Annotated in this window: 21 protein-coding genes and 1 pseudogene; 14 read left to right on the forward strand and 8 right to left on the reverse strand. The window is 67.8% G+C overall.

Annotation, left to right across the window (positions count from 1 at the left end; genetic code table 11):
• Window positions 1-72 precede the first annotated feature (72 nt).
• The gene (locus tag ON04_RS07075) at window positions 73-654 is read right to left on the reverse strand and encodes a carboxymuconolactone decarboxylase family protein (RefSeq protein ID WP_010540902.1); all 582 of its coding nucleotides are present in this window, start codon (window positions 652-654) and stop codon (window positions 73-75) included.
• Window positions 655-659: 5 nt separating this feature from the next.
• On the reverse strand, window positions 660-2114 hold the full coding sequence (ramB, locus tag ON04_RS07080; RefSeq protein WP_010540903.1) for an acetate metabolism transcriptional regulator RamB: 1455 nt from the start codon (window positions 2112-2114) through the stop codon (window positions 660-662).
• 194 nt (window positions 2115-2308) lie between these two features.
• On the opposite strand from ramB, the gene aceA reads away from it, so the two are divergent.
• From aceA to ON04_RS07120, 8 genes are all read left to right on the forward strand, one after another.
• Window positions 2309-3598, forward strand: a complete 1290-nt coding sequence (aceA, locus tag ON04_RS07085; RefSeq protein WP_010540904.1) for an isocitrate lyase — start codon at window positions 2309-2311, stop codon at window positions 3596-3598.
• Window positions 3599-3742: 144 nt separating this feature from the next.
• Complete coding sequence (locus ON04_RS07090) at window positions 3743-4663, forward strand: 3-hydroxybutyryl-CoA dehydrogenase (protein ID WP_010540905.1); 921 nt, start codon at window positions 3743-3745, stop codon at window positions 4661-4663.
• Window positions 4664-4822: 159 nt separating this feature from the next.
• A complete protein-coding gene (locus ON04_RS07095; protein ID WP_010540906.1) occupies window positions 4823-5131 on the forward strand; it encodes a hypothetical protein in 309 nt (102 codons plus the stop codon).
• An 89-nt stretch (window positions 5132-5220) separates the two neighbouring features.
• Window positions 5221-6429, forward strand: a complete 1209-nt coding sequence (locus tag ON04_RS07100) for a DUF445 domain-containing protein (protein WP_010540907.1) — start codon at window positions 5221-5223, stop codon at window positions 6427-6429.
• 205 nt (window positions 6430-6634) lie between these two features.
• The gene (locus ON04_RS07105) at window positions 6635-7156 is read left to right on the forward strand and encodes a helix-turn-helix domain-containing protein (RefSeq protein WP_010540908.1); all 522 of its coding nucleotides are present in this window, start codon (window positions 6635-6637) and stop codon (window positions 7154-7156) included.
• Window positions 7157-7231: 75 nt separating this feature from the next.
• A complete protein-coding gene (locus tag ON04_RS16705; RefSeq protein WP_010540909.1) occupies window positions 7232-8335 on the forward strand; it encodes a hypothetical protein in 1104 nt (367 codons plus the stop codon).
• Between the two features lie 163 nt (window positions 8336-8498).
• The gene (locus ON04_RS07115) at window positions 8499-8780 is read left to right on the forward strand and encodes a DUF2516 family protein (RefSeq protein WP_010540910.1); all 282 of its coding nucleotides are present in this window, start codon (window positions 8499-8501) and stop codon (window positions 8778-8780) included.
• Window positions 8777-9484, forward strand: coding sequence for a MerR family transcriptional regulator (locus ON04_RS07120; RefSeq protein WP_010540911.1), 708 nt, complete (start codon window positions 8777-8779; stop codon window positions 9482-9484). Before ON04_RS07115 ends, ON04_RS07120 begins: the two co-directional genes overlap by 4 nt.
• Before the next feature lie 57 nt (window positions 9485-9541).
• Here the strand turns inward: ON04_RS07120 and purU are convergent, their stop codons facing one another.
• On the reverse strand, window positions 9542-10408 hold the full coding sequence (gene purU, locus ON04_RS07125) for a formyltetrahydrofolate deformylase (protein WP_010540912.1): 867 nt from the start codon (window positions 10406-10408) through the stop codon (window positions 9542-9544).
• 54 nt (window positions 10409-10462) lie between these two features.
• On the opposite strand from purU, the gene deoC reads away from it, so the two are divergent.
• The gene (deoC, locus tag ON04_RS07130; RefSeq protein ID WP_029457966.1) at window positions 10463-11161 is read left to right on the forward strand and encodes a deoxyribose-phosphate aldolase; all 699 of its coding nucleotides are present in this window, start codon (window positions 10463-10465) and stop codon (window positions 11159-11161) included.
• A gap of 10 nt (window positions 11162-11171) precedes the next feature.
• On the opposite strand, the gene ON04_RS07135 is transcribed toward deoC, so the two are convergent.
• On the reverse strand, window positions 11172-12020 hold the full coding sequence (locus tag ON04_RS07135) for an LmeA family phospholipid-binding protein (RefSeq protein WP_010540914.1): 849 nt from the start codon (window positions 12018-12020) through the stop codon (window positions 11172-11174).
• Window positions 12021-12114: 94 nt separating this feature from the next.
• Window positions 12115-12615, reverse strand: coding sequence for a DUF2505 domain-containing protein (locus ON04_RS07140; RefSeq protein WP_010540915.1), 501 nt, complete (start codon window positions 12613-12615; stop codon window positions 12115-12117).
• 38 nt (window positions 12616-12653) lie between these two features.
• On the opposite strand from ON04_RS07140, the gene ON04_RS07145 reads away from it, so the two are divergent.
• The 5 genes and pseudogenes from ON04_RS07145 (at window position 12654) to ON04_RS07160 (ending at window position 17907) form a co-directional block, all read left to right on the forward strand.
• A complete protein-coding gene (locus tag ON04_RS07145; RefSeq protein WP_010540916.1) occupies window positions 12654-13793 on the forward strand; it encodes a UDP-N-acetylmuramate dehydrogenase in 1140 nt (379 codons plus the stop codon).
• Window positions 13794-13967: 174 nt separating this feature from the next.
• On the forward strand, window positions 13968-15164 hold the full coding sequence (yidC, locus tag ON04_RS17005; protein ID WP_010540917.1) for a membrane protein insertase YidC: 1197 nt from the start codon (window positions 13968-13970) through the stop codon (window positions 15162-15164).
• 501 nt (window positions 15165-15665) lie between these two features.
• A pseudogene (locus ON04_RS17325) lies at window positions 15666-16178 on the forward strand (ATP-binding cassette domain-containing protein); the annotation flags it as partial.
• 444 nt (window positions 16179-16622) lie between these two features.
• Complete coding sequence (locus ON04_RS17330; protein ID WP_420795330.1) at window positions 16623-17246, forward strand: ATP-binding cassette domain-containing protein; 624 nt, start codon at window positions 16623-16625, stop codon at window positions 17244-17246.
• Between the two features lie 55 nt (window positions 17247-17301).
• Window positions 17302-17907, forward strand: a complete 606-nt coding sequence (locus ON04_RS07160) for a dihydrofolate reductase family protein (protein WP_010540919.1) — start codon at window positions 17302-17304, stop codon at window positions 17905-17907.
• 92 nt (window positions 17908-17999) lie between these two features.
• On the opposite strand, the gene ON04_RS07165 is transcribed toward ON04_RS07160, so the two are convergent.
• The 3 genes from ON04_RS07165 to ON04_RS07175 form a co-directional block, all read right to left on the reverse strand.
• Window positions 18000-18536, reverse strand: a complete 537-nt coding sequence (locus tag ON04_RS07165; RefSeq protein WP_010540920.1) for a ferritin — start codon at window positions 18534-18536, stop codon at window positions 18000-18002.
• 114 nt (window positions 18537-18650) lie between these two features.
• Complete coding sequence (locus tag ON04_RS07170; protein WP_010540921.1) at window positions 18651-19430, reverse strand: SDR family oxidoreductase; 780 nt, start codon at window positions 19428-19430, stop codon at window positions 18651-18653.
• Between the two features lie 38 nt (window positions 19431-19468).
• A complete protein-coding gene (locus ON04_RS07175; protein WP_010540922.1) occupies window positions 19469-19918 on the reverse strand; it encodes a limonene-1,2-epoxide hydrolase family protein in 450 nt (149 codons plus the stop codon).
• Window positions 19919-19929: the final 11 nt, after the last annotated feature.

Below are 19929 nucleotides of genomic sequence, written 5' to 3' on the forward strand. Positions count from 1 at the left end.
GCGGGATGCGCTGGCGGGGTGGACGGAGTGGGCGGGCAGGCAGCGTAAGTCGGGCGGGACGAGTCGGGCTTGTCAGCTGGGGACGTCGGGCTGGATCCGCAGGACGTGCAGCGAGGTGGCGAGTCCGTCGTACTGCGCCACCAATTGCACCAGCGCCACCAGCTCAGACTCGTCCAGGTACGAGGCCAACTCAGACCACGCCTCGTCGGAGATGTCCTTGGACTGGACAAGCTCGTCCACGGCGGACAACAGAACCTTGAGCCTGTCTGGCCAACCGGCGGTCGCGGGGTCGGCGAGGGTGCGGATGATGTCGTCGTCGTCGAGACCAACGCTCGCTCCGATCCGCTCGTGATGGGCGCGCTCGTACGCGCTACTCCGCAGGTGCGCGATGCGCAGGATCACGAGCTCGGTGGTGCGACGATCGAGGACGCCGAAAGGCATCATCATCCCGGAGTACGCGAGCCAGGCAGGGAAGAGGCGACGGGCGTGGCCGAGCGTGGCGAACAGATGGACGTCCCGCTTACCGGTGACACGCGCGCCGATGCGATTGACCGCCCAGCCGACCGGGCCGAGCTCGCGAAACCCGCCGGGGCGGATGCGGGGAATGGAGACGGAGTCGGGTTGGCCTGGATTGCTGGTGGGGGACTGACTCATGGCCGTCACGTTAGGGCAGAGTCGCCGCCGGGGGAGTCGGGTTCGTGGAGTAGATACGGGGACAGCGACGAGCGGTGGGCGTCGACGGACAGGGTCCGGTTGAGCGGCGGGAATGCGCGCTGGGGGCAGGCCGGTCGCTCGCACATCCGGCAACCGGGGCCGATCTTGGTGGCTGCGTCCGAATCGGCCATGTCCAGGCCCTGCGCGTACACGGTCCGGTGGGCGTGGCGGGCCTCGCAACCCAGCCCGATCGCGAACGTCTTACGCGGTTCCCCGAATCGCATCGGTCGTGTGGTGACCGTGCGTGACACCCACAGATGCAGGTGCCCGTCCGGGGTCTCGGCCACCTGCCGATGGATCTTGCCGGGGAAGGAGAACGTCTCGTACACGTTCCACAGCGGACACGTGCCGCCCGACGTGGTGAAATGCACGCCCGACGCCGACTGACGCTTGGACATGTTGCCCGCACGGTCCACGCGCACGAAGCTGAACGGCACCCCGGACGCGCCCGGCCTCTGCAGGGTGGACAGCCGGTGGCAGACGGTCTCGTAGCCCGTGGCGTGGAAGGTCATCAGCCGTTCGATGTCGTAGCGGAAGTCCTCGGCGGTGTCGAGGAACCGCTGGTACGGCATGAGGACTGCGGCCGCGAAGTAGTTCGCCAGCCCACGAAGCGCCAGAGCCGAAGCGGCCGGCGAACTGAAGGCGCCGACCTCGACGAGTTCGTCGAGCATGTCGCGGTGCTCGAGGAACGCCAATTCGGAGGCGACCCGGAACGCCTGCTGCCCGGCCGTCATGTGCGCGGACAGTTCCAGGCGCCGGTCCTCGGGGGAGAAGCGGTGCCAGAGGCCGTCGGGGAGATCGACCCGCCGCGCGATCCTGACCCCGTGCGTCTCCGCCAGGCGCTGCTCCAGAACCGCACGCACGTCGCCGCGGTTCATCTGGATGCGATTGGTCAGCTCCTCGGCGGCCGTGTCCAGGGAGTCGATGTAGTTCTGGCGCTGGTAGAAGTAGTCGCGCACCTCCTCGTGCGGCATCGTCAGCGCGGAGTGGTCGATGCCGGCGTCTATCGCGTTGCGACTCTCGGTGAGCGCCGCCAGTAGGTCCGCCGAGTTCCGGTAGCGCTGGTGCAGCACCGCGACGGCCCGGGCGAGTTCAGGGTGGGCGCGCACGAGGTCGATCACCCCGGAGGTGGGGACCCCGGAGGAGACCTGCGGATCGGAAACCGCCTCGGTGAGCTGGGCGATCAGTCGGGTGTCGGAGTCGGAGGCGAAGAACGTGGAGTCGACCCCGTATTCCTCCGACAGGCGCGTGAGTACCCGGGAGGTGAGTGGGCGGACGTCCTTCTCCAGCTGGTTGAGATAGCTGGCGGACAGCCCCAGCGAGTGCGCGAACGCGGCCTGCGTGAGCTCCTGTTCCTCGCGGAGTCGGCGGAGTCTTGCGCCCATGTGACTGGCGGTCATGAGGTGCTCCCTGGATCGTGGTGGCGTGCCCCACATTATTCGCAAAGTTTGCAAGCAACGCAAAGAAACTCGCCATATTCGCACTCGTCGCAGGTAGACGCGGTGCAACGCGTATGGCATTCTTAGGAAGTACAGGAGTTCGGACTCGCATCAATGCGAAGTCGAGCCCGCCCCCGATACAGAAAAGAGTCGCAATGTCGAACGTCGGCAAGGCACGTACCGCTGCAGAGATCCAGCAGGACTGGGACACCAACCCCCGCTGGAAGGGCATCACCCGCAACTACACGGCCGATCAGGTCGCAGAGCTGCAGGGCACCGTGGTCGAGGAGCACACCCTCGCCCGTCGTGGCGCGGAGATCCTCTGGGACAAGGTCAACAACAAGGACTTCGTCAACTCGCTCGGTGCGCTCACCGGTAACCAGGCCGTGCAGCAGATCCGTGCCGGCCTCGAGGCCGTGTACCTCTCCGGCTGGCAGGTCGCCGGCGACGCCAACCTCTCGGGCCACACCTACCCGGACCAGTCGCTGTACCCGGCCAACTCGGTCCCGACCGTCGTGCGCCGCATCAACAACGCCCTGCTGCGCGCCGACGAGATTTCCCGCGTCGAGGGTGACACCTCGGTCGAGAACTGGCTCGCCCCGATCGTCGCCGACGCCGAAGCCGGCTTCGGTGGCGCGCTCAACGCGTACGAGCTGCAGAAGGCCATGATCGCCGCCGGCGCCGCCGGTGTGCACTGGGAGGACCAGCTCGCGTCGGAGAAGAAGTGCGGCCACCTCGGTGGCAAGGTGCTGATCCCGACCAACCAGCACATCCGTACGCTGACCTCGGCCCGCCTGGCGTCCGACGTCGCCAACGTGCCGTCGGTCATCATCGCGCGTACCGACGCCGAGGCCGCCACTCTCATCACCTCCGATGTGGACGAGCGTGACCGCCCGTTCATCACCGGCGAGCGCACCGCCGAGGGTTTCTACCACGTCAAGAACGGCATCGAGCCCTGCATCGAGCGTGCCAAGGCCTACGCCCCGTTCGCCGACATGATCTGGATGGAGACCGGCACGCCGGATCTCGAGTACGCCAAGAAGTTCGCCGAGGGCGTCAAGTCCGAGTTCCCGGACCAGCTCCTTGCCTACAACTGCTCGCCCTCCTTCAACTGGAAGGCGAACCTGGACGACGACACCATCGCCAAGTTCCAGAAGGAGCTCGGCGCGATGGGCTTCAAGTTCCAGTTCATCACCCTGGCGGGCTTCCACTCGCTCAACTACGGCATGTTCGACCTGGCCTACGGCTACGCCCGCAACCAGATGACGTCGTTCGTCGAGCTGCAGGAGCGCGAGTTCAAGGCCGCCGAGGAGCGTGGCTTCACCGCAGTCAAGCACCAGCGTGAGGTCGGCGCCGGCTACTTCGACCGCATCGCCACCACCGTGGACCCCAACACGTCCACCGCGGCGCTGAAGGGCTCCACCGAAGAGGGTCAGTTCCACTGATCCCCGGTCGACCGGAGTTGGTCGACTGACTACGCGACGTAGTGCATCACCGGGGGCCGGTCCGTCTCGACGAGGCGGCCCGGCCCCCGGTGTCGTCTCGTCACCCGGATGCCCCACCCATCCCCGCCTCGAAGGACCCAGCAGATGAGCAGCCCCCGCCATGCGACCACGGAGCCGGAACGGATTACTCGTGTCGGCGTGGTGGGCGCCGGACAGATGGGCGCGGGGATCGCCGAGGTCTGTGCACGAGCTTACGTGGATGTGCTGGTGTGGGAATCCACCAGAGAACTGACCACCGCCGGGCGGGACCGCATCCTCGATTCCCTCGACCGCGGGGTGTCCTCCGGCAAGATCACCGGACGCGAACGCGACCAGGCCGCACTGCGCCTGCGCTTCACCACCGATCTCACGGACTTCGCGGACCGCCAACTGGTGATCGAGGCGATTGTCGAGGACGAGGCGGCCAAGACCGCAGTGTTCCGCCAGCTCGACGAGGTCGTCACCGATCCCGCCGCGGTCCTGGCGTCCAACACGTCTTCCATCCCCGTGATGAAGCTCGGTACCTGCACCGCCCGCCCCGAGCGCGTGATCGGAATGCACTTCTTCAACCCGGTACCTGTGTTACCGCTGGTGGAGGTGGTGAGCACTCTCGAGACCGGTGCCGAAACCAGGGCGCGCGCCGAAGGGTTCGCCGAGCAGGTGCTGGGTAAGCAGGTCGTCCACTCGGTCGACCGCTCCGGGGCCGTGGTCAACGCCCTGCTCATACCGTTTCTGCTGTCCGCGATCCGGATGGCGGAGTCGGGATTCGCCACCCCGGAAGACATCGACAGGGCCATGGTGCTCGGATGCGCCCACCCGACGGGACCGCTCGCGCTGGCCGACCTGGTGGGTCTGGACACCGTCACGGCAATCGCCGACTCGATGTACGCGGAATTCAAGGAGCCCCTGTACGCCCCGCCGCCGCTGCTCCTGCGGATGGTGGAAGCCGGCCGGCTGGGAAAGAAGACCGGCCGGGGTTTCTACCGCTACGACGCCCCGCGGGCTGTTGCACGCGCGGTGCGCTGAGGCCGCGTTGTCGTCGTCGTGTTCGCACGTCGGCGCCGCGGTGGACCGACGAATCCACCGGGCGGTTACCCGGGGTTCCTGAGGTTCTAATAGGATTGATGCAATCAAGTCCCGAATCATGCGATCCGGGATAGGTAGTTAACGAAAGAGGACGACATCATGGCAGGTCAGACCCTCGAGCACACCGGTCCAGCTATCGTCGAGGAGTACTACCCGGAGTACGCGACCACCGTCGCCCGGACCTACTCGTTGTACTCCACCGAGATCTACCTCGGCTCCGCGCTGATCCTGCTGAGCATGTGCATGCTCGGGCTGCCCCTCACCGCGTTCGGCTACTACACCGACGACAAGGGGGTCGGCCTCGGGCTGGTCATCCTTGCCGTGGTGGCTACAGCGGCCCTGTTCTTGGTGGGTCTCGTCACCTGCATGATCGGCTTCCGTAAGTACGGTCGCGAGGTCGCACACTGACGCTCGACCCGGTCGAGGCCGCAGGCGCTTCCGCTTTCAAGGCGGGGGACCCGGCCGACGACGCCGAGAAGAGGGCCGGTCTCCGGCGGATGAAGACGGTCGCGACGGGTTTTCTCGTCGTGGCCGGGATCGTCTACCTGGCGACCGAGTACGCCCTGCACAACGGTGCGGGGGAATGGCTGCGGTATGTGCGTGCCGCCGCCGAGGCCGGGATGGTGGGCGGCTTGGCGGACTGGTTTGCTGTGACCGCGCTGTTCCGGCATCCGTTAGGGATCCCCATCCCGCATACCGCCCTCATCCGTAAGAAGAAGGACCAGCTGGGCGAATCGCTCGGCGGGTTTGTGGGCGACAATTTTCTCGACCCGCAGATGGTGAGCGAGAAGGTCCGCAGCGCCCACATCCCCGAGCGTGCCGGCGAGTGGCTGCAGGACCCTGAGCACCGTGCCCTGGCCTCGGACCAGGCCGCCAAAGCGATCCGCTCCGTCCTGGCGGTACTGCGTGACGACGACGCGGTGGCCATCATCGAACGCACCATCGTGGCCCGCATCGCCGAACCCGAATGGGGTCCGCCGGCGGGCCGCATCCTGGCCGAACTCCTCGACGAGGGCCGCCATCTCCCCCTTCTAGATCTCATGGCCGACCGCGCGCACGGCTGGGTGGAGGCCAACCCGGAGACCATCGACCGCTGGGTTCGCGAGAAGGCCCCCACCTGGGCCCCGCAGTTCGTCAACGAACTCCTGTCCGATCGTGCCTTCCGCGAGATGCGGGAGTGGACCTGGCAGATCAAGGTGGACAAGCAGCACGCCGTGCGGCTGGCATTGATCGGCTTCGTGGAGGACTTCGCCCGCGACCTCCAGCACGATCCGGCCACCATGGCCAAGCTCGAGACGTTCAAGCACGAGGTCATGAACCGGGACGAGGTCCGCCGTGCGGCGGGTTCGGCCTGGGCCGCGGCCAAACGGATGATCGTGGAGGCCACCGAGGATTCCTCCTCGACCCTGCGCGTGAAGATTGATGACCTGTTGAGGCGTCTGGCGGAGATGCTCGTCGACGACGGCAGGGTTCGCGACCGTCTCGATGACTACATGACCCGCACCGCGCGCTACGTCGCCGAGAACTACGCCGGCGAGGTCACGTCGATCATCTCCGAGACTGTCGAGCGTTGGGATGCCGACGAGGCTTCCGACAAGATCGAACTCCTCGCCGGCAAGGACCTGCAGTTCATCCGCATCAACGGCACCGTCGTGGGGGCCTTGGCGGGCCTGGCCATTCACACCGCCACCCAGTTGATCTTCTGACTCCGTAAGCGGCGCAGCTAGCACGGCGTTCGCGGCCACGGCGCAGTTGTTAGGGAGGCTTCAGGCCCCTGATCAGGCAACACGGGGAAAGCTGGTGTGATTAAACGCACCGCGACGAACGCTGCCTAGCGCTTGCTGCAGTTAGCACCCGTTGCTAGCATGGGTTGTAGTCGATGACCAAAGAGTAGCGAGGGAGGTGGTTTCCATGGCCGCACAGCGTGGACGTAAGCGCGTCGGTTCCGCGGACACCGCCACCGTGCAGGCGGCCGAGCCGGCTGCCGGAACCCTCGCGCGCAGGGCAAAACCTACCGGTGATGTCCCGCGTCAGATCGACGACGCCCGTAAGGGTGACGACGACAAGCGTTCGTCGGATTCGCAGGACATCGGGTCGTTCATCCGCACCCAGCGGGAGGCGGCGGAGGTGTCCATCCGGCAGCTCGCGGAGCGTGCCGGCGTGTCCAACCCGTATCTGAGTCAGATCGAACGCGGATTGCGCAAGCCGTCCGCCGAGGTGCTGGGACAGATCGCCCGAGGTCTGAGACTGTCCGCGGAGGTGCTGTACGCCCGCGCCGGGATCCTCGAACTCAAGCAGGGGAGCCCGGTCCGGGACGCGATTCTCACAGCTCCGGACCTCACGGAGCGGCAGAGGGAGGTGCTCGTTGAGATCTACGAGTCGTTCCGAGTGAACAATGCGACCGCCGCTGAACAGGTCGTCGGCGTCCCCTAGGGTGCCGCGCGACGGCTTTCGGGCCACGAGATACCGCATGCCAGATAAATCCGCAACGACAATCAAGGAGTCGATATGAGCGACAAGAAGCCCGCTGCCAAGAAGGCCCCGACCAAGACCGAGTCCGCCAAGAAGGTCTCGAACTCGGGCAAGACCGCCCCGGCCAAGTCCGTGGACAAGGATCCCGCGTTCGACGGCCCGCTCGGTCAGGCTTTCGCTGCCGTGCGCACCCCGGTTTACGCCTACGTCGGTGTCAACGACCTCGCTGTCCAGGCCGTCTCGGGCCTCGTCAAGGACCTGCGTCGTCGCGCCGAGGAGGCCGTGAACGATGCGCAGAGCCGCGTCACCGAGCGCGTGGTCGAGGTCCAGAACCGCGTCGCCGAGGTCCAGAACCGGGTCAACGAGGTGCCGGAGCGCGTCCAGGCCCTGCCTGCCGAGATGGAGGAGCTCGTTAACCGCTTCCGTCCGGAGGAGCTGCGCAAGGTCGCCGACGCCTATGTCGAGGTCGCCGCTGGCATCTACGGTGGACTCGCCGCCCGCGGTGAGGACGTCGTGACCCGTCTCCGTGAGGAGAACCCGCAGCTCGAGGCCGGTCTCGCTCGTGTCAACGAGCAGGTCGCCCGAGCCGCTGGTGCTGTCGAGGAGCAGGTCGAACTGGGCGAAGACGCGCTGGGTACGGTCGCCCGTCAGACCCGGTCGATCGGCGTGAAGGCTGCCGGCCGAGTCTCGAAGGGCGCGCGTAAGGCCGCCGAGGCCACCGGCGACGCGGCCGGTGCGGCTGCGGATCGCGTGGACGAGGCCGCTGACCGGGTCGACACGGCCGCAGTCGCGGCCGCCGTCCGAGTAGACGATGCTGCTGACAAGGCCGCCGACAAGGTGGACGATGCTGCCCACGCCGTCTCCGACGAGGTCCAGAGCGGTGCTGCCAAGGTTGAGGCCAGCGCGGCCCAGGCCAAGAAGGCGACCGCTAAGAAGGCCCCGGCGAAGAAGGCACCCGCCAAGAACGCCGCCAAGCCGACGGCCACCACCAAGGCGTCGACGTCTGCCAACAAGCCGGCCGCCGCGAAGAGCACCACGGCCAAGTCGGACACCCCGTCGCCGATGGACCTCGCGGACAGCGATCCCGAGCTGACCACCGCCGACACCCCGCTGCCCCCCGCGGGCACCGACCGCAACTGACGCTGCGGTTCCCGACGCCCCGGTTCTCCCTCTGGGAGGGCCGGGGCGCCGTGCATTTCAGGGTGCCGGGCCCGGCAGGAGCGGCCCGTCAGTGATGTCGATATCTGGACGCTGTGAACATCCCCATAGTGCGGTTTGGTAGGCGACGATTACACTGGACGATGTGATTGACGCGATTTCCGGAACCTGGGGCATGGTCCAGCTCGCGATCGGGGGTGCCCTGGTCGTGTGGGCACTCGTCGGGGTGGTCTTTGCCGCCATGGCGCCCGCATCGGCTTACTCGATCGAGGGTAAGTGGCCCAAGCAAGCCTGGGTCGGTATCTGCGCCGTCGCGGTGGTGTTGTTCGCGCTCATGCCGTTCAGCTTCCTGGGAATCCTCGCGATGGTCGCGGTGGGCGTGTTCTTTGCCGATGTCCGGCCGGCCGTGGGTGGACGACGGCGATGAGCCAGTCGGGGTCCGGGCCGTTGCAGCGCATTGACGAGCTGGCCGAGGACGCCGGCACCAGCGTGCGCAACATCCGGGTCTACCAGGAGCGCGGACTGCTTCAGCCACCGGTTCGTCGTGGCCGCACCGCGTACTACGGCCCGGAACACAAGCAGCGGCTCGCAGTGATAATGCGGCTACTCGACCGTGGCTACACGTTCGCCACCATCGAGGAATTGCTCATCGCGGAGCGACACGGGTTCACTCTCACCGAACTACTCGCGGTGGAGAGCATCAGAAGCGAGCGACGCCCCAGCGGCCGTCGCCGATCCTCCCGGGGCGTATCCGACCCGGTTGCCGCCTTCGAGATGCCTGAGGACCTGCGCGACATGGGGTCTGCTCTCGGCCTGAACAGTGACCAGGGGTCGGCGGATCACTTCTTCTCCGACGCCTACATGTACGAATTGTTCCGCGAGCTCATCGTGCTGGGCGTGGATGAGGGCGGCGTCGACCGCATCGGCGGCCTATTCATGGAGGGCCAGGGGATGGCCGCCGAGGCGATCGAGATCCTGGTCACGACCATGCGGGACGCGGGGATGGACCAGGCACGCATCGAAAAGCGTGTCAACGCGATGCTGCCGCGCGCGGGGGCGGCTGCGCGGCTGATCTTCCTGTCTGCCGCGCAGACCTTGCTGACCGAGCGCCACGGCTTCTCCAAGAACTGAGCCCGGCAAGAACTGAGCCCGACCCCGGGCCGCAGAGGTGGGCGATGGCGACGCCGCTCAGGTGAAGACCACGGTGCGACCGCCGTGCACCAGCACCCTGTCCTCCAGATGCCAACGCAGACCGCGCGCCAGCACGAGCTTCTCGGCATCGCGGCCCTCACGCACCATGCCCTTCACGGTGGCGGTGTGGTCGACGCGGATGACGTCCTGCTCGATGATCGGCCCCTCGTCGAGGTCGGCGGTCACGTAGTGGCAGGTCGCCCCGATCAGCTTCACCCCGCGCACGTGTGCCTGGTGGTACGGGCGCGCGCCCACGAAGCTGGGCAGGAAGCTGTGATGGATGTTCAGTGCCCGCCCCGACCACCGGGTGCACAGCTCATTGGGCAAGACCTGCATGAAGCGGGCCAGGACGATCGCGTGCGGGTCGATGTCGTCGACAAGTCGGGCGACCTCGTCGAACGACGGGCCACGCTCGGCCGGATCGGTCGGAAACTCCACGTGGTGGAACGGGACACCGTGCGCCTCGGCCATCCCGCGCAGGTTGTCGTGATTGCCGATCACCGCACGGATTCGGGCAGGGTAGTCGCCGCTCTCGACCCGTCCGAGCAGGTCGTGGAGGCAGTGCCCCTCCTTGGAGACGAGGACAACGACGTCCTTGGGCTCGGCGGAATCGGCGATATTCCAGTCCGTCTCCGGACCCAGCTCGGCGGCCACGCGCTCGAAGCGGCGTCGAAGCTCGTCGAGTTCCATGCCGATCGACTCGGCGTCCACGGACTGCCGGGTGAAGAACCAGCGGGAGTCCTCATCCGCGTGGTAGGCAGCCTCCACGATGGTGCCACCGAGCTCGGCGAGGAAGGTGGCGATGCGGGCGACGATACCGATGCGGTCCGGGCAACCCAGCGTGAGGACGAAGCGACGTGACATGAGAGGTCATTGTGCCAGCAAGCCATGTCCGACCCTCCCGCTAGGCTGGCCCGCATGAACGCCACCCCGCAGAATCACCTGACCAGGGCCCGGGTCGCCGCGATGATCGACCACACACTTCTCTCGCCCGACGCCTCACGGGAGGACGTGCAGGCGTGTGTCGCCGAGGCTCGCGAACTGGGGGTCAAAGCCGTGTGCGTGAGTCCGGGCATGCTGCCGGTGCGGGGCGGTGATCTGACGGTCGCCACGGTTGCGGGCTTCCCCTCGGGCAAGCATCACTCGCTGGTCAAGGCCATGGAGGGGCGCCTGGCCGTCGATCAGGGTGCCCACGAGGTGGACATGGTGATCGATGTGGGGGCCGCCATTGCCGGGCTGGTCGACGAGGTGATGGCGGACGTGTTGGCGATGCGCGACGCCGTCCCACCGCCGGTGAAGATCAAGGTGATCCTCGAGACCGCCGCCATCCACAAGGCACTCGGCGACGAGGCGGGGGACGAGCGGATCGAGGCGGTGTGTCATGCCGTCGCCCGTGCCGGGGCCGACTTCGTCAAGACCTCGACCGGTTTCCATCCCGCGGGTGGTGCGAGCGTGCGGGCGATCGAGGCCATGCACCGGGCCGTGGGCGGTCAGCTCGGCATCAAGGCCTCAGGCGGGATCCGTGACGCCGAGACCGCTCGCGCCATGATTGCGGCGGGGGCCACCCGACTGGGACTGAGCGGCAGCCGTGCCGTCCTCGAGGGTTTCGACGACTAGCGGAGTTGGTCTAGCGGTTCGACTCCAACACCACGTCCGTGCCGGCGAGGTCGACGGTCATGCCGCCGTCGACAACGCGCACGCCCGTGATCTCAACACCCTCGGGCAGGTCGGCCAGGGCGGAGTCCATCATCGACATGGTGCCGCCGAGCAGGGAGGACGGCAGTGCGAAGCCGAACACGGTGGCGCCCTCGGGCTCGAGCTCCAGGTTTCCGCCGTTCAGGTGCGGGGTCACCACCGCCTCCGCGAGTCCGCTGATGGACACGCGCAAGGTGCCTGACGCGGGGTCCGAGACAACGTCCTGGACCTGGATCAGCCCGCCGAGCACGCCATTGCCGGGGGCCTCGGACTGCGCGGCGGTGGCCATGGTCTGGTCGGAGACGAAAGCCGTCCCGGACAACGAGTCAACGTGGGTGAGCTCCCCGTTCTCACGCACACCCTCAGCGGTGATGTCGATGGCGGGGGCGGGGCCGGTGGCACCCTCGGCCGGCGTGCCGTCAGTGGTGATGTGCACCGAGCCGAGGGTTTTGTTGAATACCGACAGGAGTACCGGACCCGCACCGAGTTCGACCTGCGCCGGCGACCCGAGGGCCGTTGTGACCTCCTGGGTAAGCCGATCACTCACCGACTTGCGCATGCCCAGTTCCACGCCGATCGCGCCCACCACCAGCAGGACCAACACCACAACGGCGCCGAGAACAACGAGGAGACCGGTGCGCCGGCCGCGATTGCGCTCGAGGGGCGCATCAGCCGCCGGACGGATACCGCCCGGTGCGGCGGGGAACTGCTCCGTGGGGGCGTACTGGGTCTCGGGCCGCTCGTGGGCGGGGAAACGCTGGGTCTCATTGGGCGGCTGCATTGGATCGATTATCTCCGATCTATCAACGGAGCGCAGAACGCGGCTTCAGCGGGCGCACAGGGGACGAGGTGAGGAGATGCTCGAAAAACGCTGTTCAGCGGGCGTCGAGCCAACCGTTCAGGTGCGCGTACTCCGCCGTGAACAACCCGGTGATGTGCTGCACGACCATTTTCTCCAGCTTGCCGCCCAGCAGCGGAATGGACACCTTGACCTGGCCGGATACGGAATCCACCGCCGCGTCACCGTGGGCAACCGACTCGATCTCGCCGGTGATCACTCCGATTCCCCCGGCGGCCTCGGCGCGCGAGGTGCCGGACATCGTTTCGCCGTCGAACCCGCTGTACTGCACGGTCCGCTGCAGTCGGAGGTCACCCGAGAGCACCTTGCGGGCAAGCTCGGGGATGTCAGATTCGGAGATGTACTGCGTGACCGTGACGTTGATCGAATCGCCGCTCACGTCCAGGGCGTCGAGCGAATCCTTGGCCGTGCCCACCGAGCGGAGACGGTCAGCCCAGTAGGCCTCGTCTGCGTAGGCGGCATGGACGGCCTCGAGAGGCCCGCCGAGGTGGACGGAGTGTGAGAAGCGGGTCGCCATGCGGGAAACCCTACAAGTAGGCCGCTAGTCTCGTTCACGTGAACTCGCCCGCCTCAGGATCGTCCGACCCCGCCGCGGTACTCGATCGCCTCGTCGACGTGCCCGATGTGACCGCGGTGTCCGATGTCTCGCTCGCCGAGTTGACCACGCTGCGCATCGGCGGGATGCCTCGAGCACTGTTCGAGTGCGGGACCGCGGACGCCGTGGTGACCGTGATGCGGACTTTGGATGAGGCCGGAGTGCCCGTGTTGGTGCTGGGCGGCGGCTCGAACCTGGTGGTGGCCGGCGGCGATCTGGACCTGGTGGTGATGGCCGTGCGCAATCGCGAGGTCGCCTACCTGGACGGGGAGGATGCGGTGATCGTCCGCGCCGGGGCGGGTCTGCCCTGGGATGACCTCGTGGCCGACACCGTTGGCCGCGGGTACGGCGGCCTCGAGTGCCTGTCCGGCATCCCGGGCTCGGTCGGGGCGACGCCGGTGCAGAATGTGGGCGCGTACGGCGTCGAGGTGGCGCAGGTCCTGCACCGCGTGCGCTGGTACGACCGCGTGACCGGCGTCGACGAGTGGGTGTGCCCCGAGGCTCTGGGCCTCGCCTACCGCACGTCCGTGCTCAAGAACACCGACCGCGCCGTGGTGCTGGAGGTGGAGTTCCGACTAGACCGCGCAGGCCGCAGCGAACCCGTCCGCTACGCCGAACTCGCCGGCCGCCTGGGGGTGGAGCCGGGCGACCGGACGGACCCCGACCTCGTGCGGCGCACGGTCCTGGAGCTTCGCCGCGGCAAGGGAATGGTGTTGGACGACGACGACGAGGACACCTGGAGCGCCGGATCCTTCTTCACCAACCCGGTGATTCGCGAGGACGAACTCCCCACGGTGCGATCCCGGGTGGCGGGCAGGCTCGGATCCGCGGAGGCCGAGCAGATGCCGGCTTTTCCGGCGCCGAACGGGGTCAAACTATCTGCGGGGTGGCTGATCGAGCGGGCCGGTTTCCGTAAGGGGCACCCGTCGTCGTCGTCACCGGCACGTCTTTCCACCAAACACACCCTGGCCCTCACCAACCGGGGCCCGGCCACCGCTGACGACGTGATCGCTCTCGCGCGGGAGGTCCGCGACGGGGTGGACGCGGCGTTCGGTGTGCGGCTGCAACCCGAGCCCGTGTGGGTGAGCTGCGCGATCTGATGCCACGCCGGCGTCGCCACCCCTCGGCGGCTGACCCCGCCGCCCGCGAGCCCCTCCGCGGCTGACCCCGCCGCCCGCTGACCCCGCCGACCCTGGCACGCTGGAGCGCGACCTCCCGGTCATGACCCGCCCCGCGCCCGCCCAGGCGGCGCCGCACGTCTTGGAGAATCGCTCGTGGACCTGTTCTCGTATCCGGTGTCGCTCGTCATGAAGTTCTGGCACTGGGCGCTGAGCTTTGTGGTGGATCCCGACTCGGGCGTCGCGTGGGTCGGTTCCGTGCTGCTGCTGGTGGTGACCGTGCGACTGCTGCTCATGCGGTCCATGTGGCGGCAGCAGTACTCGATGCGCAAGATGGCGCAGCTCGCTCCCAAGATGAAGGAGATGCAGCTCAAGTACAAAAACCGCAAGTCTCCCGAGGATCGCCAAGAGCAGGCCAAGGAGATGCAGGCCCTGTACGCGGACGCCGGGGTCAACCCCGCGGCCGGCTGTCTGCCGCTCTTCGTGCAGATCCCTGTGTTCATCGGCCTGTACCACGTGCTGCTCAACTTTTCGCCGCGCGATGTGTCCATCGAGCAGGCGCAGACCATGACGAACGGCGCGTTCCAGCCGGAGCAGGTGGCGTCGTTCCTCAACGCCGAGATCTTCGGGGTGCCGCTGGCGTCCTATATCCGGATGCCGCAGGACGTCATGGAGTCCCTGCACCCGGGGCTCGAGCGCGGAGACATCCTCGTGCTGGCCGTGCCGCTGTTCGTCCTGGCCGGCATCGCGACCTTCATCAATATGTGGAATTCGTTCCGTCGCCAGAAGGCGGCCAAGGCTGCCGAGCAGGCCGCAGTCGCGCAGGTCGAGGCGGAAGATCGCGCAGGCGGCCCGTTTGTCGACGGCGAGGTGGTGGAGATCGACGGCGAGGCCGTGGGCGGGGAGAAGCCGGAGACGGTGGTCGACGGCCGGGTCGATGTCGGTGATTCAGGCCTGCGCGGCGACTCAGACCTGCCCGGCGACTCAGACCTGCCCGGCGATTCGGACCTGCCCGGCGACTCAGACCTCGAGGGGCGCGACGGTCGCGATGGGCTGAGCGGCACTCCGGCAAGGGCCGGGGTCGCGGGCGCCGACGAGAAGCCGCAGGACATTCAGTCGATGACCGAAGCCATGACCGAGTCGATGAACCGATCGATGAAGATCATGATGTACTTCTTCCCGTTCTTCCCGATCGTGGGCGCGTACTTCTTCAACTTCCCCATCGCGATCGGCCTGTACTGGCTGACGAACAACATCTGGACCGCGGTGCAGTCGCACTTCTTCATGGAGCGCCTCGAAAAGGAGTTGCCCATGAGCAGCAACGAGGGGCTCCCGCCCAGCGCGTTCATGTAGCCGCGGGGTAGCCCTCGTCGTCGCCCCGCGTCGCCCCGCGTCACCCCTCGTCGTCGCCCGCTCGTCGACTGGACTGTCGAGACCGGTGACGCAGCGGCACGGCCACCCCAGCAGCCCCGACAGTCACCGTGGGCCCCGTGGGCCCCGGCCCGCGCGGCTTCGCCGAGTTTGGTCGTTATCAGTGCGAAAAATCGGCCGAAGTGTCGCTGTGGTCACGACAAAAATAGCCAGCGGCGACGGTCGGAGCAACCGGGTAGACCCGCTGTCCGGCTCGAGTCGCCGTCCGGCGGTCCCGAACGCACCAGCCACCGGTTCGCACCCCTTGCCGCCGTTGCAGGCACGGCGTAACGTGCCCACCACGTCGGCATGCGCACGGCGCGACCGCAGGGACACCTGAGGCCGTGAGGGGCGCGGAGCCGAGAAGATCGAGATGAGGAGGACGAAGGACAGTGCTGAACTACAGGTGAGTCCCGGCCATCCGCCATCTCTCCTGGAGCACGCATGTCTTCCCTCGTCCTGTCGGACGTCGCGTACGCGTTCCCCGACAACACTCAACTTTTCAACGGGCTCGATGTCACTGTTGGTCCCGGCCTGACCGCCCTCGTCGGCCGCAACGGCGCCGGCAAGAGCACCCTGCTCCGCCTCATCGCAGGCGAACGCCGTCCGACGCGCGGGTCGATCAGTGTCGACGGCGATCCAGCAGGCCCGCCCACCGTGGGTTATCTGCCACAACTTCTCGCCGACGCCCCGGCGCGACGCACGCTCGCCGATGAGCTCGGCGTGGGCGGACGACTGGAAGCGTTGACGCGCATCGAGGCGGGGGAGGGCGATGACGACGACTTCGTGCTCGTCGGCGATGACTGGGCCGTGGCCGAGCGCAAGATCGCGCTGCTCGACGACTTGGGCCTGCCGACCGAGTTGGACCGGCCCGTGGTGGCCCTGTCCGGCGGGGAGCGCACCCTCGCCGCGGTAGCGGGTCGGCTGCTCGGGCGACCACAGGTCCTTCTGCTGGACGAGCCCAGCAATAATCTCGACGGGCGGGCACGGGAGCGACTGTTCGCTGCTATCGACGGGTTTGTGGGCGGCGGCGATCGCGTGGTGCTGGTGGTGAGCCACGATCTCGAACTGCTGGACCGTGCCGGCAGGACGGTCGAGCTGCGGGCCGGCCGGTGCCGGGTGTTCGGCGGGTCGTACGCGCATTACCGCGAGGTGGTCGAGGCCGAGCAGGGCGCAGCGTTGCAGTCGCTGACCGGGGCGCGGAACGATCTGCGTGCCGAGAAGCGGGGCAGGGTCGAGCGGGTCGAGAAGGCGAACCGCCGGGCCGCTCAGGGGCGGCGGGTGCAGGCAGCGGGCGGAATGCCCAAGATCTTTTTGAACGCCCGTCGCGCGTCGGCGCAGGAAGCGGCCGGCAGGCTGCGGGCGGTCCACGAACAGGGGGTCGAGCAGGCGAGGGAGCACATGCGCGAGGTTGACGCCGCGGTCCGGCGCGAGGAACGTCTGCGGGTCGAACTGCCCGACCCGGGATTGCCAGCCGGCCGGGTGGTGCTGGACGTCGATGACCGCGTCGCGGGACGTGTCCATATCGCTGGGCCCGCGCGCGTGCGACTGGCCGGGCCGAACGGTAGCGGCAAAACGACGCTGCTTCGGCGCCTCCTGAGCGACGTCGCCCGGGTCGACGACGAGGTGGTCCACGTCCCGTGGGCCCTGCTGCCGCAAGATCTGCGCGTCGAGCATCCGGAGTGGTCGGTCATCGACGCGCTGCTGGCCGTCCGCCCCAGCGTGTCGACGGAGGAGGCCCACGCACACGCGGCGCGGATGCTCTTCACCGGCGGCGCCGGGTTCCGCAGACTCGCGGACCTCTCCGGTGGGGAGCGGCTCCGTGCCGCGTTGGCGGCGCGGTTGTTCGCGCGCCCTGTCCCGCAACTGCTGGTCATGGACGAGCCGACCAACAATCTCGACCTCGACGGCGTGCAGGTGCTCGCCGACGCGCTTGCGCAGTGGCGCGGTGCGCTGCTGTTGGTCAGTCACGACGACGCCTTCTGCGACCGGGTGGGGGTGGACGACGTGATCACCCTCGGCTGACCCCGCTCTGGCGGGGTGGACGCAGGCGAACACCCATCCCCAGAAAGGACCCACCATGCGCAAGCTCATTTACTACGTGGCTGTGAGCGTCGACGGTTTCATCGCCGACCCCAGCGGCGGCTTCGATGATTTTCTCGTCGAGGGCGACCACATGCCGTGGATCATCGAGCACTACCCGGAGACGATCCCCGGCCACCTCCGAGGGCCCGTCGGGCTGGCGCAAACCCCGCACCGGGTGTTCGACACGGTGATCATGGGTCGCACCACCCATCAGGTGGCCGTGGACGGGGGCCTGGCCAGCGGGTACCCGCACCTGCGCCAGTACGTCGTGACCCACCGGCCGGGCGACCTGCCCGCCGAGGAGGGGCTGACGGCGTCTGACGAGGACCCGGTGACGCTGGTTCGCCGGCTCAAGTCGGAGGACTCACCGCTGCATATCTGGCTGTGCGGGGGTGGCACGCTGGCCGGGCAGGTAGTCGACGAGATCGACGAGTTTCAACTCAAGGTGAACCCGGTCATGCTCGGCGCGGGCATCCCGCTGGTGGCGCGCGCGACGGGCGAGTCGGGCGGGTCGGGCGTGGCGCTCCCACGGGCGCTGACCCGTCGGACGCGTCGAGACTTCGAGAGCGGGGTGAGCTACGTGGAGTACGGCCGCAACTGAGCACGCCCGCCCGCCCATCAACCCGGCTGGCGGACAGAACGTGTGTCCAGGGGTGTCCGGAACGCGACTTCTGTCCGCCAACCGGGGTGGTGTTAGACGGCGCCGCCGGCCACGGAGGGCGGGGTGCCGGTGTTGGTGGAGGCATCGTTCTCGCGGGCGAGGTACTCCTCGATGCGGAACCAGTCTCCGGCAGCGCGCTCGGCGATGGTCACCAGGGTGCTCATGTTGGCGACCTCCTCGACCTGCTCGCGCAGGAACCACAGCATGAACTGCTCGCCCAGCGGGTCGGACTCGGCGCGGGCGGCTTGGAACATCGCCTCGATCTGCGCGGTGACCTGCTTCTCCTGCTCCAGCGCGGAGCGCAGGGCGTCTGCGGGTCCGCCGTACGCGGCCTGGGGCGCCGGGACGGCGGGGATCGTCACGGGGATGTCGCGGTCGAGCATGTACTGGACCATCATCATCGCGTGGTTCCGCTCGCCGAGGCTGTGCTGGTAGAAGCGCGACGCGAGCTGCGGCAGATCCTGGGCGTCCGCCCACACGGCGATCGCGATGTACTGCTGGCTGGCAGCGAACTCATGACCGACCTGCGCGGAGAGGAGTTCGACGAACGAGTTCTTGTTCCTGGCCATTAACGGGCCCCTTTCGATAGGGGGCCAGCGTATGCGCGCCGCGCACGTTGTGCCAGGTCAGTAAGCCTAACCTGGGTCCGGGATGGCCAGCCTCACCTTCCTCGAATGCCTGCGTCAGCCCCGGTGTGAGCGCATAGCGGAGTGCTGGTCGCGCGGCTTCACCACGATCTGGTCCAGATTGACGTGCGAGGGCCTGCTGGCCACAAAGCCGACGATCTCCGCGATGTCCTGCGCCACCATCGGCGTGAGCCCACGGTAGACGGCGGCGGCCTTGTCGTCGTCACCATCGAACCGCACCTTCGAGAACTCCGTATCCACCATGCCCGGCGCGATCTCGGTGAACCGGACCGGCTCGCCCAGGTGCTCCCCGCGCAGGGTGCGGTGCAAGACGGCCTGTGCGTGCTTGGCGGAGGTGTAGCCCGAGCCGTTGTCATATGATTCGAGCGCGGCGATCGAGGTAATGGTGATGACCAACCCGTCGCCCGTCGCGACCAACACCGGCATCAGGCCCTTCACGATCCGCAGCGTGCCCACGACGTTGGTCTCCCACATCCAGCGCCACTGATCCTCGTCGGCGTCCATCACGCTGGTTGTGCCCTTGGCGCCGCCGGCATTGTTGACCAGCACGTTCAGACACGGGATCGCAGCGCAGAAGGCTGTGCACGACTCGGCGTCGGTCACGTCTAATGGTAGGGCGGTGCCGCCGATCTGGGTGGCGAGCGCCTCGAGGCGGTCGACGCGCCGTGCGCCCACCACCACGTGGAATCCCTGAGCGGCGAGCTCGCGTGCGGACGCCTCACCGATCCCCGACGACGCCCCCGTCACCACCGCGACGCGGGTCTCGGCGGGCAGGGCGGCGAGCCGCTCACGGGCGGCTGGGTGGTGGGTGCTCATGCTCTAGAGGGTAGGTGGTGGGTACGACGACGACGAGGTCAGCGGCCGCGACCGGTGACCATCCCGACGAACCCGCGTACCGCGCCCCTGGCCATGTTGGCCTTGGAGAAATAATCCTGCCAACCGCATATCAGCCCGTCCCGGACCTCGAGTCGCCCGCACACCCAGAAATCGGCGCGGAATGGCCCCACGCCGAGGTAGTCGGTGCGCTCGGTGAGCACGATGGTCGGTGCGCTGGGATCGGTCGGGTCGGCGGGCGCACCCACGGCGAGGTGATGCATGTCCACGTCGAAGTAGAGAGAGCGGTGCATGGAGGCGATCGCCTTGACCACGGCGCGCTTGCCCCGGAACGTCGGGAGGCCGATGTTGCCCCACCAGATGTCGTCGGCCAGCAGGCCCGCCGCGGTGCTGGTGGATCCGTTGACGAGTGCGTCGAAGAAGGTGCGGACCACGACGTCGGCGTCGGTCTGGGTGGTGGTTGCTGCCATTGGCCCACGGT

The sequence above is a fragment of the Dietzia alimentaria 72 genome (assembly GCF_000226215.1).
Lineage (GTDB): Bacteria > Actinomycetota > Actinomycetes > Mycobacteriales > Mycobacteriaceae > Dietzia > Dietzia alimentaria.

Bases quoted from the DNA above. Each gene is read 5' to 3' on its own strand.
- ON04_RS07075 (WP_010540902.1), bottom strand. From the start codon at position 654: ATGAGTCAGTCCCCCACCAGCAATCCAGGCCAACCCGACTCCGTCTCC.
- ramB (WP_010540903.1), bottom strand. From the start codon at position 2,114: ATGACCGCCAGTCACATGGGCGCAAGACTCCGCCGACTCCGCGAGGAA.
- aceA (WP_010540904.1), top strand. From the start codon at position 2,309: ATGTCGAACGTCGGCAAGGCACGTACCGCTGCAGAGATCCAGCAGGAC.
- ON04_RS07090 (WP_010540905.1), top strand. From the start codon at position 3,743: ATGAGCAGCCCCCGCCATGCGACCACGGAGCCGGAACGGATTACTCGT.
- ON04_RS07095 (WP_010540906.1), top strand. From the start codon at position 4,823: ATGGCAGGTCAGACCCTCGAGCACACCGGTCCAGCTATCGTCGAGGAG.
- ON04_RS07100 (WP_010540907.1), top strand. From the start codon at position 5,221: ATGAAGACGGTCGCGACGGGTTTTCTCGTCGTGGCCGGGATCGTCTAC.
- ON04_RS07105 (WP_010540908.1), top strand. From the start codon at position 6,635: ATGGCCGCACAGCGTGGACGTAAGCGCGTCGGTTCCGCGGACACCGCC.
- ON04_RS16705 (WP_010540909.1), top strand. From the start codon at position 7,232: ATGAGCGACAAGAAGCCCGCTGCCAAGAAGGCCCCGACCAAGACCGAG.
- ON04_RS07120 (WP_010540911.1), top strand. From the start codon at position 8,777: ATGAGCCAGTCGGGGTCCGGGCCGTTGCAGCGCATTGACGAGCTGGCC.
- purU (WP_010540912.1), bottom strand. From the start codon at position 10,408: ATGTCACGTCGCTTCGTCCTCACGCTGGGTTGCCCGGACCGCATCGGT.
- deoC (WP_029457966.1), top strand. From the start codon at position 10,463: ATGAACGCCACCCCGCAGAATCACCTGACCAGGGCCCGGGTCGCCGCG.
- ON04_RS07135 (WP_010540914.1), bottom strand. From the start codon at position 12,020: ATGCAGCCGCCCAATGAGACCCAGCGTTTCCCCGCCCACGAGCGGCCC.
- ON04_RS07140 (WP_010540915.1), bottom strand. From the start codon at position 12,615: ATGGCGACCCGCTTCTCACACTCCGTCCACCTCGGCGGGCCTCTCGAG.
- ON04_RS17330 (WP_420795330.1), top strand. From the start codon at position 16,623: ATGCGCGAGGTTGACGCCGCGGTCCGGCGCGAGGAACGTCTGCGGGTC.
- ON04_RS07160 (WP_010540919.1), top strand. From the start codon at position 17,302: ATGCGCAAGCTCATTTACTACGTGGCTGTGAGCGTCGACGGTTTCATC.
- ON04_RS07165 (WP_010540920.1), bottom strand. From the start codon at position 18,536: ATGGCCAGGAACAAGAACTCGTTCGTCGAACTCCTCTCCGCGCAGGTC.
- ON04_RS07170 (WP_010540921.1), bottom strand. From the start codon at position 19,430: ATGAGCACCCACCACCCAGCCGCCCGTGAGCGGCTCGCCGCCCTGCCC.
- ON04_RS07175 (WP_010540922.1), bottom strand. From the start codon at position 19,918: ATGGCAGCAACCACCACCCAGACCGACGCCGACGTCGTGGTCCGCACC.